Source organism: Saccharothrix saharensis (assembly GCF_006716745.1).
Taxonomy (GTDB): Bacteria; Actinomycetota; Actinomycetes; order Mycobacteriales; family Pseudonocardiaceae; genus Actinosynnema; species Actinosynnema saharense.
On record NZ_VFPP01000001.1, the window covers coordinates 697,253 to 712,891 of the forward strand.

Genomic DNA, 15,639 nt, shown 5'->3' on the forward strand with positions numbered 1-15,639 from the left:
CGCCCCGATGAGCGACCTGGACTGGGTGCCCGACGGCATCGACACCACCGTGCCGAGCGTGGCCCGGACCTACGACTACCTGCTCGGCGGCGCGCACAACCTCGCCGTCGACCGGGCGATGGGCGAGAAGATGCTCCAGGTCCTGCCCGGCGCGCGCGACCTGGTCCGGCTGAACCGGTCCTTCCTCCGCCGCGCGGTCACCTACCTGGCCGAGCGCGGGGTGCGGCAGTTCCTCGACATCGGCTCGGGCATCCCGACGGCGGGCAACGTGCACGAGATCGCGCAGGAGGTGACGTCCGGCTGCCGGGTGGTCTACGTCGACAAGGACCCGGTGGCGACCGCGCACGGCCGGCTGCTGCTGGCCGGCGACCCGGACAGCGCGGCGGTCCAGGCGGACCTGCGCGAGCCGGACGACGTGCTGGGCCGGCCCGAGGTGACCCGGCTGCTGGACTTCGACGAGCCGGTCGGGTTGTTGCTGCTGCTGGTCGTGCACTTCGTGCGGCCGGAGGAGGATCCGGGACGGCTGCTGGCCCGCTACCGCGACCGGCTGGCGCCGGGAAGCTTCGTGGTGATCTCGCACGCCACCGCCGACAACCGCGCCGACACCATGCGCCGTGCCGCCGACACCGTGCGGGAGAGCAGGTCGAAGGACAACCTCGTGTACCGCACGCACGCCGAGGTGACCGGGCTGTTCGACGGCTACGACCTGGTCCCGCCGGGCGTGGTGGGGCACGCGCTGTGGCGGCCCGGCGGTGCGGGCGACATCGCCGACCGGGCGGAGGACAACACCCAGGTGTGGGCGGGCGTGGGCCGGAAACCGGGTCGCGGGCCGGTGACCGGAGGCCGTTCGTGACCGCTGCGCTCCCCCAGGACGCGGACGGGGTGCGGGCCCGCACCAAGCTCGCCAAGAAGTGGGCCTACCTGCTCAGCTCCCGGACGTTCGTGCCGCTCGGCAGCGCGGAGCTCGAACGACGGCTGCTCGGCCTGGTCGAGCGGCTGTGCGCGGGCGTGGCGAGCGAGTCGTTGGCGCAGCGGGCCGGCCGCGAGGTCGGCGACGCCCTGGTCGACCTGAACTGCACCACGGCCGAGGCGTTGCAGCTGTCGTTGGAGGTCGTCGGCAAGGGTCTGTTCGGCATGCCCGCGCTCGCGCCGCCGGACCGGCTGCGCGAGCGCGTGGTCGACGTGGTCGCCTCGCTCGCCGCCGGGTTCGCCGACCGGGCCCGCGCGTCCGTGCTGGCGCAGCAGGAGCAGTTGGGCCGGTCGCTCTACAAGGCCATGCGCGAGGCTCAGGTGGAGCTGCAGTACGCCGAGTCCAGGTTCGAGCTGCTGGAGCACCACCTGTCGACCGGCATCGCGACCGCCGACGAGGACGGCGTGCTGGTGCGGTCGAACGGCGCGTTGGCCCGGATCGTGGACCGCATGCCCGAGGACCTGGCCGGGTCGTCGTTGTTCGACCTGGCGCACCCCGACGAGAGGGTGGCGTTGCGGGTCGACTTCGCGCGACTGGTCGACGGTGGCACGGGTTCGACGACCCAGCCGCGCCAACTGCTGCGCGCCGACGGCGAACCGGCCTGGGTCGTGCTGACCCTGTCCCCGCTGCGCCGGCTCGAAGGCCGTCCCCAGGTGATCGTGCTCGCCGAGGACGCCACCGACGTCAACCTGCTGCAGGGCCAGCTCAACCACCAGGCGCTGCACGACGTGCTGACCCGGCTGCCCAACCGCCAGTACTTCACCAGCAGGTTGGAGCAGGCGCTGCGCACGGCCGAGCCCGGCGCCGGCGTCACCGTGTTCCACCTCGACCTCGACGGCTTCTCCCGCGTCACCGGCGGCCTCGGCCGCGCGGTCGGCGACCACGTGCTCAAGGTCGTGGCCGGCCGGCTGGAAGCGGTCGTGGCCGAGGAGAACGCGATGGTGGCCCGGTTCGGGCACGACGAGTTCGCGGTCCTGGTCGAGAACTCCCCGACGACGCCTGACGTGGTCACCCTGGTGCGGCGGATCAACGACCTGCTGGCCGTGCCGTTCCACGCCGGCGGGAAGCGGCTGGCGGTGTCGGCGACGATCGGCGTGGTGCACCGGCCGCCGCGCGACGCGACGCCGTCGGACGTGCTCGACTCGGCCGACCTGGCGCTGCGGCGGGCCGCCGGCAACGGGCGCAGGCAGTGGGAGCTGTCCGATCCGGCGCGGGACGAGCGCGACCGGCACGCGTTCACCCTGGCCGCGACCATGCCGGGCGCGTGGGAGAACGGCTCGATCCGGGTGCTGTACCGGCCGGTGGTGCGGCTCTCGGACGGCCGGGTGGAGTCGGCCGAGGCAGTGCTGCGGTGGGACCACCCGGCGTTGGGCGCGCTGCCGCACGAGCAGTGCCTGGCGCCGGCCGAGGAGACCGGGCTGGTCGTGCCGTTGGGCGGGTGGGCCCTGCGGGTGGCGTGCGAGCAGGCCCGGTCGTGGCGGGAGGCGGGCCGTGACGTGCCGGTGCGGTGGGCGTTGACGCCGAGCCAGGCGGCGGACCCGGACCTGCACGGTGTGGTGCGCGAGGCGTTGTCCGACACGGGGTTGCCGGCGGCGTCGCTGCGGCTCGGGGTGCCCGCTCAGGCGCTGTTCGGTCGAGGGCGGTCCGGGCGGGCGCCGTTCGGGGCGAGGGGTGAGGCGGTCGACAACCTGGGGTACCTCGCCGAGGAGCGGGTGGGGATCGAGGTGGAGGACTTCACCGCCGCGCCGGACGACGTGGCGCGGCTGCTCGACGGCGTGCCGGTGCGGGCGGTGCGGGTGGCCCAGTCCCCCGCGGCGCGGCCCGGGTCGGCGGTGGCGCGGGTGTTGGCCGGGGTGTTGGGCGTGGTGCGTGACGCCGGCATCGGTGTGACCGCGGCCGGCGTCACGACACCGGAACAAGCCCGGTGGTGGCGGGAGGTGGGTGCGGACACCGCGTCCGGTCCCCTGTTCGCTCCCGCCGGTCCACCGGACGTGATCACCCGATAGCGCAAGTCAAGGCAGGCGCTGTCGGGGAGCCACTGGCGAGGTAGCCGAAGGTGGTGCTCTCCCCCGGCTTGACGGCCGCGTTCCACGAGACGTTCTTCGCCGTCGCGGTCGTGCCGTCGGTGGTGATGGTCGCGCCCCAGGCGTGCCGGATCCGGTCGTCCGCGAACGGCCAGGTCACCCGCCAGCCCGCGGACGGCGAGTTCTCCTGGTGCCGCACCGTGATCTCGACGTGGTAGCCGGTGCCCCACTGCGCGATGACGCGCATGGTCGCGGTGCAGTCGCCCGGGGTCTCCTTGAAGTCGGGCAGCTCGTCGAGCGTGATGACATCGGTGTGGTCGTAGACGCGCTGCACGAAGTCGCGCGGGTTCACCACGCCGTCCTGGATGAACGAGCCGGACCAGGTGACGAACCACGACCAGCGGGCTTCGTAGGCGCGCACCAGGTCCGGGTCCGGGATGGAGCCGACCTCGCCCAGCGCGACCAGCTTGCGGTCGCCGCCCAGCTCCACCAGGCGCTCGTACGGTCCGATCACCGGGCCGTGGTCGCCCTGCGGCGGGTAGGAGTCCATGCTGACCACGTCGACCACGTCGGCACCGGGGTACCAGTCGGGTGAGACGGAGTTCCACACCCAGATCAGGTTGTGCAGGCCGTGGTGGCCGACCAGCCGCTGGTGCAGGAGCCGGTACAGCTCCTTGGCCGGTTCGGGGCCCTTCGCGCCCCACCAGAACCAGCCGCCCTCGGCCTCGTGCAGCGGTCGCCACAGCACCGGGACCTCGGCGTCGGCCAGGCGCTTGAGCTGCACGGCGATGGCGTCCATGTCGCGGATCAGGAGCCGGTAGTCGGTCGAGGTCGGGTCCGCGAGCGCGGCGGCGAGGTCGAACGTCGTGGCGTCGGTGTAGAAGCCGCGCCACCACTCCTTGCCCGGCTGGTCGATCAGGCCGGACGGCGCGTTCCAGTGCCAGGCCAGGGTGACGATGCCGCCGCGGGCGTCGTGGGCCAGCGCGTGGTCGACGTCGCGGCCGACGGTGCCCCGCTCCACCCGGCTGGGCGAGTAGTCCATCAGGTCGTAGCCGCCGATGGCCGGGACCTTGCCGGTGTTCTGCTCGACCCAGTCGATGCTCGCCTGGTCCTGCTGGCCGGACAGGATCGTGGTGCCGTAGTTGCCGGCCAGGTAGCGCATCAGGCCCTTGGCCTCGGCGGTCGCGGCCGGGTCGGTGAGCGCGCCCGTCACCTGGTGCGGAGCGCGCGGCGCGCTCGGGGTCACCTTGATCGCGTCGATCAGGTACCAGCCCCAGTTGTTGGTGATGGTGACGGTGTTGTCGCCGCCGCGGAGCAGGACCTTGCCCGCCGGGATGGACGTGAAGGTGGGGTGCTCGGGGAACTGGACGTCGCCCAGGCCCGCGCCGTTGAGCGAGAGCGAGGCCGTTTTCGCGCCGTACGGGGTGGCGTAGAGGATGGTGAGGTCGTGCAGGCCGCCGGGGCTGTCCGGGATGGTGATCGTGACGCGGTCCGTGCCGGTGTCGAAGCCGGCCACGTAACCGCGGCCGGAGAAGCCCGCGACGCTCGACTCGACCACGGTGCCGTCGAGCACGCCGTCCTCGGCTTCGTGGACGCCCGGCGCGGGAGGCGCGCTCGGGGTCACCTTGATCGCGTCGATCAGGTACCAGCCCCAGGCGGTGGTGAAGGTGAGCGTGTTGTCGCCCTCGGCCAGCGCCAGCTTCACGCCCGTCGCCTCGGTGAAGGTGGCACTCGCGGCCAGGGCCGCTTCGCCGATCGAGGTGCCGTTGAGGGAGACCGCGGTCTGCTTGGGACCGTGGGGGGCGGCGTAGCGGATGGTGAGGTCGTGCAGGCCGCCGGGGCTGTCGGGGATCGTGATGGTCAGGCTGTCGGTGGGCTCGTCGAACCCGGTCACGTAGCCGGTGCCGGAGAAGCCCTCGGTGGCCGTGTCGACGGTGGTGCCGGTGAGGGTGCCGGTCTCGGCCTCGATCCAGGCCGCCGGGGAAGCGGTGGCCGGTGGGGTGAGGGTCAGGGCTATCAGGGAGACGAGCAGCAACAACCTCACGTCGTCTGGTCCCTTCACCGTCGTTGGTCTGGGCGCCGGCCTCGTCCCCCGTGTCTGGGAGCGCTCCCAGCGAGCATAGGCCGCAGGACACGCACAACAAAGGAGTTGTTCGTCGACGCCTCCACGAGTTCCCCGATCGGCCGCGCCGGGACTGGCCGTCGCCGGCGTGGTGGCCGGCCTGGCGGTCACCCGTCAGCCCGCCGCAGGCCTCCGCCGCGACCACCGTCGACCTCCCGACCAACGGCGCGCCGGTCGGCTACCCGTCGACCTACGGGGCTGCCACTACGGCACCTGCTCGTCGGGCAGCGGACTGCCGCCGCAGGACCGGCCGGATGGGCACGGTGTCGGGCGACGTCGGCCACGCGACGGTGAGCGGGTACCGGAATGTGCCGGACGACCTCTCGCAGGACCCGAACCGGTCCGAGCGGGACGCGGCGGAGTTGCCGATCCGGGGCAGCCACCCGGGGGACCACGACGACCACGACGTCGCAGGACAACGGGCCGGGGTGGCGGCGACCAGCGGCTGGAACCTCGCGCCCGGCAGAGCGTGACGGTCGGGTATCGGGCCACCGGGTCGTCGTCGGGCGCCCAGCGGGTTCACGCTGAACGGTGTGGCGTGCGGCTGAGGCCGGTGAGCGCGGTGGCGGCGGTCCACAGCTCCTCCTCGCGCCGCTCGTCGTAGGACTCCGGAGAGGACGGGATCACCTCGCCCCGGCTGATGTAGGAACCGCTGTCGCCGGGGCGGGGGCCCGCCATCGTCTCCGCCAGCAGCCGGCCCGCCCTGACCGCCGTGGTCGCGACCGGGAGGGCGACCAGGGCTCTGCCGACGGCGCGGAACACGGCGCGGCCCAGCCGGCCGGCGTCGCGGGACAGTTCCGTGTCGGGCACCAGGCCGGGGTTGTAGGAGTAGACGTCCACGCCGTCGGGCAGGCGGCGCCGGAGCGCGTGGACGAGGTAGACCACGCCGAGCTTGCTGGTGGCGTACGCGCGTCGGCCCGCCTTCGCGGTGCCCTCCCCCGGCTTGGCCAGCTCGCGCGGGTCGTCCCAGCGCGGTGGCGGGATCAGGCCCATGCTGTTGTGCGCGCTGTCGTGCACGTCGCTGCCGACGACGATGATGCGCGCCGGATTGGTGAAGCGCGGTCGGAGCAGGTTCAGCAGCAGGTGGTAGGCCAGCACGTTCACGCCGAACGTCATCTCGACGCCGTCGGCGGTCAGCTTGCGGGTGGTCGCCATCTGCAGGGCCGCGTTGCCCAGGAAGCCGTCCAGCGGCCGGTCCACCTCGGCGGCGGCGCGGCGGATGTCGCCGAACGACGCCAGGTCGCAGATCACCTCGGAGACGTTGGGGTTGCCGGTGGCGGCGGCCAGTTCGGCGGCGAGGCCGGCGCGGCGGTTGAACACGAGCAGGTGGCAGTCGGGGTGGTGGCGCAGGAGGTGTTCGGCGGCGTGGCGGCCGAGGCCTCGGCTCGCGCCGGTCATCAAGGTCGTGCCCATGGCAGCCTCCGCTGGCATTGAGTTCTAAGTGGTACTCAGTACCGTATAGGACTTGATGCCGGGACGCTATGCTCTGGGCATGTCGGAACGGGTGCCGCTGCGAGAGCTCAAGCAGCAGCGAGCGCGGGAGCAGATCGTGGAGGCGGCGTTCGAGCTGTTCGCCGAGCGCGGGTTCGCGGCGGTGACGGTCACCGACATCGCCGAGCGCGCCGAGGTGGGGCGGACGACGTTCTTCCGGTACTTCGGGGACAAGCAGGAAGTCGTCTTCTCGGACGAGCAGGCGATCGTGGAGGGGGTGACCGAGCGGCACCGGGCGTTGCCTGCCGTGACCGATCTCGCGGGTGCGGTGGCGCAGTTGCGCGAGGTCGCGGTGGGCTTGTGCCGAGAGCTGACGGCGGATGGCGAGCACTACCGGGCGCATGAGCGGTTGCTGCGGGAGAACCCGGAGTTGCGGGACCGGGCGGCGCGGAAGTTCGCCAGGCTCGGGGAGATGCTGCGGGCCGCGCTGGTGGAGCGCGGGGCGTCGGCGGAGGTGGCGGTGTTGGCCCCGCAGATCGCGTTGGCCTGCTACGCGGCGGGGAACGCGTTGGCGGACGGGGATCCGGACCTGTTGGCGGGGGCGGTGGATGCGGCGTTCGGGCGCTTGAGTGAGTTGGGGGCGGAGGGGTGAGGGCACAGGGGTGGGGTGGATCGGGCGGTTCGTGTCGGGGTGATGGGTTAGGTTTCAGCTGCCATGAAACTCATCGGACGTGATCATGCAGTGGGGGTGCTGCGCGCGGAGGTCGAGCGTGCGGTGGGGAGTCATGGCGGGTTGGTGTTGGTGGCCGGTGAGGCGGGGATCGGCAAGACGGCGTTGGTGACGGCGGTGGCCGAGCAGGCGCGGCGGTTGGGGGCGCTGGTGCTCGGGGGGTCCTGTTGGGACTCCGACAGCGCGCCGGGGTACTGGCCCTGGGTGCAGGTGATCCGGGCGTTGCGGCGGGCGGTGACCGCCGAGGAGTGGGGCGAGGTCGGTTCGGGACCGTTGGCCGTGCTGCTGGGCGAGGCGCCGTCGGAGCACACGCCGGAGAGCTTTCCGCTGTACGACGCGGTGACGTCGGCGTTGGTGTCGGCGTCACGCCACCGGTTGGTGGTCGTCGTGCTGGAGGACTTGCACTGGGCGGACCCGGCGTCGGTGAAGTTGTTGGAGTTCGCGGCGCAGCACACGTGGTTCGAGCGGGTGTTGCTGGTCGGGACGTATCGCGACAACGAGGTGGACGGGGAGGAGCACCCGTTGCGGCCGTTGCTCAGCCGTGCGGCGACGGTGGCGTTGGCGGGGTTGTCGTCGGATGAGGTCGGCGAGTTGATGGCGCGGACGGCGGGCCGCGAGCCGGCGGCGGGGCTGGTGGCCGAGGTGCACCGGCGGACCGGCGGCAACCCGTTCTTCGTGGAGCAGACCGCTCGGCTCTGGCACGGTGGCGGGCCGGTGACAGCGGTCGCGCCGGGCGTGCGCGACGCGTTGCGGCGTCGGTTGTCGTTGCTGCCGGGGCAGGTGGGCGGGTTGTTGACCACCGCGGCCGTGCTGGGGCGGGAGTTCCACCGGAAGGTGTTGGCGGCGACGGCGTCGTTGCCCGTGCCGGTGGTGGACCGGTTGCTCGACCAGGCGGCGCAGGCCCGGTTGGTGCTGGGGTCGGGCGGGGGGCGGTTCTCGTTCGCGCACGACCTGGTGCGCGAGACGTTGTACGCGGCGTTGTCGGATGTGGACGAGCGGCACGCGGCGGTGGTGTGCGCGTTGGACGGGGAGTTGGCCGAGCACGTGTTGCCGGCGGACCTGGCTCGGCACGCGTACCTGGCCGGTGGGAGGGTGGCCGCCGATCGCGCGGTGGACCTGATCGTGGCGGCGGCGCGGGATGCCAGTCGGCGGATGGCGGTCGAGGAGGCCGCGGGGCACTACCGACGGGCGTTGGAACGGGCCGAGGGCAGGCGGCGGATCGCGGTGGCGTTGGAGTTGGGCAACGAGTTGTACCACTGCGCGGAGCCCGTCGAGGCGCGCCGCATCTTCGAGGAGGCGGCGGCGCAGGCGCGGGAGGTGGCCGATCCCGGTCCTTTCGCGCAGGTCGCGTTGGCGGTGTACCGGTTCGCGGAGGACGAGGGGCGCGCCGGCGGGTTGGTGCGGGAGGCGTACGGCAGGTTGATCGGGCCGCCGCCGGACGTGCCGACGGAGGTGTTGGCGCGGGAGATGAGCCTGCACGCGACCGAGGCGGCGCGGGGTGGCGGTGACGACGACGCGCTGGTCTCCGGGCTGTGGGCGGTGCACGACACCACGATGGGCATCGGGAACGCCGACCAGCGGTTGGCGTTGACCGATGAGCTCATCAGCGTGTCGCGGCGCAGCGGCTCGCACACGGTCGAGCACTTCGCCACGTCGTTCCGGTGGGTGGCGCTCGTCGAGCTCGGCGATCCGCGGTACATCGACCAGGTGCACGCGTTCGTCGCGTTGTCGGAGCGGCTGGGCATGACCCGGTTCCACTTCTCGGCGGCCATCGACCAGTCGATCATCGCGGCGATGCAGGGGCGGTTCGCCGAGGCGGAGGCGTTGCTGGCCAAGGCGACGGAGATGGGCGCGAGCAGCCACGCCGGGTTCCGGATGATGTACCTGCACCTGCGGTGGGCGTTCCTGGTGATGCGGGGCGAGTTCGCCGCGGTGGACGCGTTGGCGCCCGAGATCCTGGCGAGCAGCCACCCGTTCCCCGGGTTGCTCGCGGGGATCGCGGCACTGGAACGGGGTGACGTGGCGACCGCGCGGTTGCACGTCGAGGACGACCGCCACCAGCCGGCGTTCGAGCCGTTGTGGTTGCGGTTCCTGGCGCAGTTCGCGCACGCGGCGGGTGATCGGGAGTTGGCCGTGCGGGTGCGGGAGCGGTTGGCGCCGCACCGGGGGAAGTGGTTGGTGTCGCTGTACGGGTGCGACGTGAGCGGGCCGGTCGACCTGTGGCTCGGCGTGGTGGACCTGGCGCTCGACCGGTACGAGGAGGCGGTCGAGGAGCTCGGGGCGGCGCAGCGGTCGGCCGAGCGGATGCGGGCGCGGCCGTGGGCGGAGCGGGCGCGGCGCTACCTGGCGGACGTGCCCGCGCCGACGGTGGTGCGGGACGTCGAGTTCCGGCGTGACGGCGACGTGTGGGCGTTGTCGTACGACGGGGTGACCGTGCGGATGCCGGATTCGAAGGGGTTGCGCGACCTGCACGTGCTGGTGAGCAGCCCGGGTGAGCCGGTGGCGGCGGTGGCGTTGCTCGCGCCGGAGGCGGTGGCGTCGGCCCGGTTGGGTGGCGACCCGGTGCTGGACGACGAGGCGAAGGCGAGGTACCGGCGCAGGCTGGCGCGGTTGGACGAGGAGATCGACCACGCGGTCGACGACGAGCGGGCGGCGGCCCTGGATCGGGAACGCGCCGCGCTGCTCGACGAGCTGCGTGCCGCGGCGGGGTTGGCGGGGCGCACGCGCAGGCTCGGTGATGACGCGGAACGGGCCCGCAAGGCGGTGACCGCGCGGATCCGGGACGCGTTGCGGAAGCTGGACGGACGCCACCCCGGTCTCGCGGCCCACCTGCGGGAGACCGTGTCGACCGGGGCGACGTGCGTCTACTCAGGTCACTTGCGGTTGTAGAGGCGCATCGTCCAGGCGCCGAAGACGGCGGTGAAGACGATCACGTAGCCGAGGGTCCAGAGCAGGGCGTCCTGGTCGACGCCACCGGCCATGAGGGCGCGGACCGCCTCGACCAGCTTGCTGATCGGGTTGACGTTGACGAACGGCTGCAGCCAGCTCGGCATCGTCGCCGGGTCGACGTAGACGTTGGACAGGAACGTCAGCGGGAACAGGACCAGCATGCTGATGCCCATCACGGACTTCTCGCTGCGCATCAGCAGGCCGAACATCGTCCAGATCCAGGAGAACGCGAACGAGAACGCCACCAGCACCGCCACGCCGAGCACGACGCCGACGAACCCGCCGTCCGGCCGGAACCCGAGGACCAGGCCGACGACCATGATCACGGTGGACGCCAGCACGTACCGCAGCAGGTCGCCGAGGATGTAGCCGACCATCGGCGCGGGACGCCAGATCGGCAGCGTGCGGAACCGGTCGAAGACGCCCTTCTCGATGTCGGTGTTCACCGCGACGCCCGTGTACATCGTGATCATGACGACGCTGGTCACCGTGATGCCGGGCAGCAGGTACTGGATGTACTCCCCCGGTGACCCGGCCAGCGCGCCGCCGAACAGGTAGGTGAACATCAGGATCATCATGATCGGGAACGCGGTGACGTCGAACAGCTGCTCCGGCACGTGCTTGATCTTGAGCACGGCGCGCCAGCCGAACGTGAGCGACGCCGAGAGCGCGCTGGGACGGCGCGGCTGCTCGGTCTCCAGCAGCACCGCCGCCAAGTCCTCCGCCTTGGGCGCGGGCAGGAGCTCGACTTCCTTGGTGACGGTCACGCCGCCGCCTCCTTCTTGTCGGTGAGGGCCAGGAAGACCTCGTCCAGGCTGGGCTGGCCGAGGGAGAACGTGTCGACGGTGATGCCCTCGCGGGCGAGCTGGGCCAACGCCTCGGCGGCCTGTTCGGTGGCCCGGCCGGACAGCCGCGCGGTCAGGGCGACCGGGTCGTGGTCGAGCTGCACGTCCGTCGCCAGGGCGCGGGCCAGGACCTGCTGGGCGTGGGGGCGCTGGTCGGCGTCACGCAGTCGCAGGTGCACCGCGCCGACGCCGACGGACGCCTTCAGCTCGCCCTTGGTGCCCTCGGCGATGACCTTGCCGTGGTCGATCACCGCGATGCGGGACGCGAGCTGGTCGGCCTCGTCCAGGTACTGCGTGGTCAGCAGCACGGTGGTGCCGTGCGCGACGACCGCGCGGACGATGTCCCAGACCTGGTTGCGGCTGCGCGGGTCGAGGCCGGTGGTCGGCTCGTCCAGGAACAGCAGCTTCGGCGTGTTGAGGATGCTGGCCGCGATGTCCAGCCGCCGCCGCATGCCGCCCGAGTAGTGCTTGACCTGCTTGGCGGCGGCGTCGGTGAGGCCGAACGCCTCGAGCAGTTGCGCGGCGCGGGCCCGGGCGTGGACGCGGGTGTGGCCCAGGAGCCTGGCCAGCAGGATCAGGTTCTCGGTGCCGGTCAGGTCCTCGTCCACGGAGGCGTACTGACCGGTGAGGCTGACCAGTCGGCGGACCGCGTTCGGGTCGGCGCGCACGTCGTGGCCGAACACCCGCGCTTCGCCGCCGTCCGGGCGCAGCAGGGTGGCGAGCATGCGGACCGTCGTCGTCTTGCCCGCGCCGTTCGGGCCGAGCAGGCCGTACACCGTCCCGGCGGGCACGGTCAGGTCGACGCCGTCCACCGCTCGGGTGTCGCCGAAGACCTTGACCAGGCCCGACGTTTCGATGGCGTTCATGGAATTCCTTCCCCTAGGAGACGTACGGGCGTCGGGTGCGGGCATCTTTCAGGGCCGACGCCCACCAGGTGAGCTGGTCGAACATCGCGTCCGCGGCGCGGCGGCGGTGCTCGGTGTCGAGCGGCTCGTCGGCGAGCAGGTTGACGCCGACGTTCGTCCGCACTGTCATGACGTGCAACTCGGTGAAAACTGAGCGGAGGTGTTCGACGGCGTGGAAGCCCTCGGACCGGTAGCCGTAGGAGACGAACCCGGCCGGCTTGGCGTGCCACTCGTCGTAGGCGTAGTCGATGGCCTGCTTGAGCGAGGCCGGGAAGCTGCGGTTGTACTCGGGCGTGACGACGACGAACCCGTCCGCGTCGGCGACCTGGCCGGTGAACCGCCGGATCTCCGGGGTCGGTCGGCTCGGGTAGCACGGTGGGAAGTCGTAGTCGGCCAGGTCGAGCACGACCGGTTCGACGTCGGCGCGTCGGGCCGCGACGTCGGCGACCCACCGGCCGACGCCGTCGCCGACACGTCCCTCCCTGGTGCTGCCGACGATCACCGCGATGCGCGACCGCTGCATCGGCCACCTCCTCTCACCGAGGAGGCGCGAGATCCCCCGCCAGACCGGATCTAGCACCCGCGGGAGTCCCGCGTCCGCGGCGCGCGAGTCCTCCGTCCGCCAGGCGTGAGTTCGGCGCTCGCAACGGCGAACTCCACGTCACCGCACGCGTTGACGTGCGGGAACGTGGAGTCCGGGTGGGCTTGCTAGATGCGGCAGGTGTCCAGGGAGCTGACCAGGATCGCGCGGGCGCCCACGCGCCACAGCTCGTCCATGATGAACGGCGCGTCGTCGCGCGGCACGAGCGAGCGGACGGCGACCCAGCCCTCGCGGGCCAGGGGCGAGACCGTCGGGGACTCGATGCCCGGCACCAGCTTGAACGCCTCCTCCTGCGCCTCCACGGGGCAGTCGAAGTCGAGGATCACGTAGCGGCGGGCGATCAGCACGCCCTGCAGCCTGCGGTGCAGGATCTCGACCGCGCGCACGGCGTCCGGGGCGTCGGCGACGGTGTCGCCCTGGATCAGCACGGCCTCGGACTTGAGGATCGGCGAGCCGAACGTCTCCAGGCCGGAGGTCTTCAGCGTGATGCCGGTTTCCACCACGTCGGCGATGGCGTCGGCCACGCCCAGCTCCACGGCGGTCTCCACCGCGCCGTCGAGCCGCACGAGGTGCGCCTTGATGCCGAGGTCGGACAGGTGGTGCTCGACCAGGTTCGGGTAGCTGGTCGCGATCCGCTTGCCCTCCAGGCCCGCGGCGTCGTGGATGCCGCCGGGCCTGGACGCGAAGTAGAACGACGCCCGGCCGAAGCCGAGCGGCAGGATTTCCTTCGCCGACACGGTGGAATCGAGCAGCAGATCACGACCGGTGATGCCGACGTCCAACGACCCCTCGCCCACGTACACCGCGATGTCGCGGGGACGCAGGAAAAAGAACTGCACATCATTTGCCGGGTCCGCCACGATCAGCTCACGGCCGGACCTGTTCACCCGGTAACCCGCTTCGGCCAGCATTTGCGCCGCGGGAGCACTCAACGAGCCCTTGTTGGGCAGGGCGAAGCGAAGAGGAGCCATGGCGCGCAGTCTCCCACACGCGGACGCGTGACCCCGTCTCGGGTATGCCCAGGTGTCCCACGGTGTGGAAACCACGCGGTGTGGCGCCGACGTCACCCGTCCGTGGTTCCCACCACGTGAACACCGGGTACCCGAGGAGCCTATTTAACGCATTAAACGCCGACAGTCAAACGCATTAGAGAAAGCGGCCGAGCCGGGTGCGCGCGGTCAATAGCCAGCCGGCCCCGAAAGACACCGCGATCGCCACCGCGGCCACCAGGAATGCTTTCACCTCGGCCGGGAACGGCAGCGGCCGGGCGAGGACCGCGAGCACGATCAGCACCGGCCCCTGGATGAAGAACGCGGCGAACGCGCCGCGGGCGAGCGCCGCGGCCAGCGGACCGTCGCGGGTCAGCCGCCGTTGCGCCAGGCCGAGCAGCCACAGCGACCCGCCGACCACCAGCACGGCTTCCACGACGGCGAACAGCAGCGCCTCCCAGTGCCAGCCGCCGAGGAACGGGCCCGCCTGCCCGGCGAGGTCGGACACGCCCAGGACGACGGCGGCCACCGGCACGGACACGAAGGTCAGCGCCGCGACGACCCGGCTGCCGCGCCACATCCGGTCCGGCACCCGCTGCGCCAGGCCCGAGCGCGCGCCCACGATGCCCACGCCGAACATGGCGATCAGTTGCGGCCACCACCAGACGTGCAGGTCGCCGATCTGGCCGCTGCGCGCCGGGAACCACAGCCGCACCGCGAAGGTGCTCACCACGACACCCGCCGTGACCACGACGAGGTGGCCCCCGGTCAGCGTGAACGGCTCCGCGCGCGGTCGGCCGACCAGCGCGTAGGCGATGGAGAACAACAGCAGGATCTCGACGAACCACAGGGAGCCGGAGTCCAGCAGCGGGTCGCGGTGGGTGAACACCCACCACGGCGTCACGTCGTGCCCGGCGGCCCGGTAGGCCGGCCACAGCGTGAGCGGCCAGACGAGCAGGGCCGACAGGGCGAACGGGAGGCCGAGGCGGAGGAGCCGGTCGCGGATGAACCGGCCGGCGCCCTTGCGCGCGACCGACTCGGGCGTGAAGAGACCGGACAGCAGGTAGAAGGTGCCCATCAGGAACAGGCCGGACGGGCCGAGGACGGCGGCGAGCACGGCCTCGACGTGCGGCTCGAAGGTGACCTCGTTGACCTCGTCGTACGGCCACCCGCCCACCGCCGAGTACCCGAGCAGCGCGTGCCCGCCGATCACCCAGGCGACGAGCAACACCTTCAGGTTGTCCACCGCGGCCAGCCGGGACCGCTGCCCCACCTCTGCGGTCATAAGCCCAAGGTAACGGCTGCGGGCCGGGAGACGAGGGCGAAATGTCCGTCAGTCCGCGTTGGACCACCACGTGGCCTGGGTGACGACCGAGAAGCCCAGCGACTCGTACAGCGGCAGGCCCGCCTTGGCGGCCGTGAGGGTCACCGGCACGGGGAACCCGGTGATCACCGCGTGCATCAGCGCGCGGCCGACGCCGCGGGATCGGTGTTCGGGCAGGGTCGTCACCCAGTACACGCCCGCCGCGTCGTCCTCCACGACGGTCAGGCACGCCCCGACCACCACGCCGTCGCGCCACGCCGTGTGCATCCGGAAGCCCTCGCGGTGCCCCAGCGCCACGGGCAGCGCGTCGCCGGTCGCGAAGCCGGGCAGCGGGAAGCCGTCGACCACGACCTGCTCGGCGACGGCCCACTCCTCGGCCGTCCGCACCGGTGTGATCTCGAGCGCCGGTGGCGGCACGGGGTCGGGCGGTCGGATCATCACCGGCAGGTACCGCGCGGTGAGGCCGAGGGCGGTGCCGTCGATCGTGCCGAACGAGTCCTCCACCACCACCCGGGCCTCGGCCCGCTTGACCAGCAGCACCAGCTCGGCGAAGTCGTCCGGGTCGGGGTCCGGGCGCACCGCGAGCACGCGCAGCAGCGTCGGTCCGCTCATCGCGAGGAACGCCGGCCGGCTGATCAGGTCGTGCCCGCGGGAGCGGGCGAGCCCGGTGGTCAGGGCGGCGGCGTTGCGCACCGCGAGCTGCAGCGAGGCGGACATGGGCCGACCCTATGCGGCACGGGTGCCGGTGG

The 15,639-nt window shown here is 72.3% G+C and carries 13 protein-coding genes; 5 read left to right on the plus strand and 8 right to left on the minus strand.

Annotated elements, in window-relative coordinates:
- Positions 1-7: 7 nt before the first annotated feature.
- Both FHX81_RS02535 and FHX81_RS02540 read left to right on the plus strand, forming a co-directional pair.
- A complete protein-coding gene (locus FHX81_RS02535) occupies positions 8-853 on the plus strand; it encodes an SAM-dependent methyltransferase (RefSeq protein WP_141975014.1) in 846 nt (281 codons plus the stop codon).
- Complete coding sequence (locus FHX81_RS02540) at positions 850-2,976, plus strand: putative bifunctional diguanylate cyclase/phosphodiesterase (protein ID WP_141975015.1); 2,127 nt, start codon at positions 850-852, stop codon at positions 2,974-2,976. The genes FHX81_RS02535 and FHX81_RS02540 overlap by 4 nt, the downstream gene beginning before the upstream one ends.
- On the opposite strand, the gene FHX81_RS02545 is transcribed toward FHX81_RS02540, so the two are convergent.
- Positions 2,966-5,038: a glycosyl hydrolase gene (locus FHX81_RS02545; RefSeq protein ID WP_170231901.1), complete on the minus strand. Its 2,073-nt coding sequence runs from the start codon at positions 5,036-5,038 to the stop codon at positions 2,966-2,968. The genes FHX81_RS02540 and FHX81_RS02545 overlap by 11 nt on opposite strands.
- A 332-nt stretch (positions 5,039-5,370) precedes the next feature.
- Between FHX81_RS02545 and FHX81_RS02550 the strand changes: the two genes are divergently transcribed.
- Entirely contained in the window at positions 5,371-5,589 is a 219-nt protein-coding gene (locus FHX81_RS02550; RefSeq protein ID WP_141975017.1) for a hypothetical protein, read from the plus strand.
- A 46-nt stretch (positions 5,590-5,635) separates the two neighbouring features.
- Here the strand turns inward: FHX81_RS02550 and FHX81_RS02555 are convergent, their stop codons facing one another.
- On the minus strand, positions 5,636-6,529 hold the full coding sequence (locus tag FHX81_RS02555; protein ID WP_141975018.1) for an SDR family NAD(P)-dependent oxidoreductase: 894 nt from the start codon (positions 6,527-6,529) through the stop codon (positions 5,636-5,638).
- A gap of 79 nt (positions 6,530-6,608) precedes the next feature.
- Between FHX81_RS02555 and FHX81_RS02560 the strand changes: the two genes are divergently transcribed.
- Positions 6,609-7,199, plus strand: a complete 591-nt coding sequence (locus FHX81_RS02560; RefSeq protein ID WP_141975019.1) for a TetR/AcrR family transcriptional regulator — start codon at positions 6,609-6,611, stop codon at positions 7,197-7,199.
- Between the two features lie 63 nt (positions 7,200-7,262).
- Positions 7,263-10,166: an ATP-binding protein gene (locus FHX81_RS02565; protein WP_141975020.1), complete on the plus strand. Its 2,904-nt coding sequence runs from the start codon at positions 7,263-7,265 to the stop codon at positions 10,164-10,166.
- Here the strand turns inward: FHX81_RS02565 and FHX81_RS02570 are convergent.
- The 6 genes from FHX81_RS02570 to FHX81_RS02595 all read right to left on the minus strand — a co-directional run bounded on the left by FHX81_RS02570 (position 10,151) and on the right by FHX81_RS02595 (position 15,607).
- Positions 10,151-10,993, minus strand: a complete 843-nt coding sequence (locus FHX81_RS02570) for an ABC transporter permease (RefSeq protein ID WP_141975021.1) — start codon at positions 10,991-10,993, stop codon at positions 10,151-10,153. The genes FHX81_RS02565 and FHX81_RS02570 overlap by 16 nt on opposite strands.
- On the minus strand, positions 10,990-11,937 hold the full coding sequence (locus FHX81_RS02575; RefSeq protein WP_141975022.1) for an ATP-binding cassette domain-containing protein: 948 nt from the start codon (positions 11,935-11,937) through the stop codon (positions 10,990-10,992). Before FHX81_RS02575 ends, FHX81_RS02570 begins: the two co-directional genes overlap by 4 nt.
- Positions 11,938-11,950: 13 nt before the next feature.
- On the minus strand, positions 11,951-12,499 hold the full coding sequence (locus tag FHX81_RS02580; RefSeq protein WP_141975023.1) for an NADPH-dependent FMN reductase: 549 nt from the start codon (positions 12,497-12,499) through the stop codon (positions 11,951-11,953).
- A gap of 185 nt (positions 12,500-12,684) precedes the next feature.
- Complete coding sequence (hisG, locus tag FHX81_RS02585) at positions 12,685-13,548, minus strand: ATP phosphoribosyltransferase (RefSeq protein WP_141975024.1); 864 nt, start codon at positions 13,546-13,548, stop codon at positions 12,685-12,687.
- A gap of 175 nt (positions 13,549-13,723) precedes the next feature.
- Positions 13,724-14,851, minus strand: coding sequence for an acyltransferase family protein (locus FHX81_RS02590; RefSeq protein WP_141975025.1), 1,128 nt, complete (start codon positions 14,849-14,851; stop codon positions 13,724-13,726).
- Positions 14,852-14,899: 48 nt separating this feature from the next.
- Positions 14,900-15,607 (minus strand): GNAT family N-acetyltransferase, encoded by a 708-nt coding sequence (locus FHX81_RS02595; protein ID WP_141975026.1) that lies wholly within the window; start codon positions 15,605-15,607, stop codon positions 14,900-14,902.
- Positions 15,608-15,639: the final 32 nt, after the last annotated feature.

Coding starts and splice junctions, on each gene's coding strand:
- FHX81_RS02535 (WP_141975014.1), top strand. CDS start 8: ATGAGCGACCTGGACTGGGTGCCCGACGGCATCGACACCACCGTGCCG.
- FHX81_RS02550 (WP_141975017.1), top strand. CDS start 5,371: ATGGGCACGGTGTCGGGCGACGTCGGCCACGCGACGGTGAGCGGGTAC.
- FHX81_RS02555 (WP_141975018.1), bottom strand. CDS start 6,529: ATGGGCACGACCTTGATGACCGGCGCGAGCCGAGGCCTCGGCCGCCAC.
- FHX81_RS02560 (WP_141975019.1), top strand. CDS start 6,609: ATGTCGGAACGGGTGCCGCTGCGAGAGCTCAAGCAGCAGCGAGCGCGG.
- FHX81_RS02565 (WP_141975020.1), top strand. CDS start 7,263: ATGAAACTCATCGGACGTGATCATGCAGTGGGGGTGCTGCGCGCGGAG.
- FHX81_RS02575 (WP_141975022.1), bottom strand. CDS start 11,937: ATGAACGCCATCGAAACGTCGGGCCTGGTCAAGGTCTTCGGCGACACC.
- FHX81_RS02580 (WP_141975023.1), bottom strand. CDS start 12,499: ATGCAGCGGTCGCGCATCGCGGTGATCGTCGGCAGCACCAGGGAGGGA.
- hisG (WP_141975024.1), bottom strand. CDS start 13,548: ATGGCTCCTCTTCGCTTCGCCCTGCCCAACAAGGGCTCGTTGAGTGCT.
- FHX81_RS02590 (WP_141975025.1), bottom strand. CDS start 14,851: ATGACCGCAGAGGTGGGGCAGCGGTCCCGGCTGGCCGCGGTGGACAAC.
- FHX81_RS02595 (WP_141975026.1), bottom strand. CDS start 15,607: ATGTCCGCCTCGCTGCAGCTCGCGGTGCGCAACGCCGCCGCCCTGACC.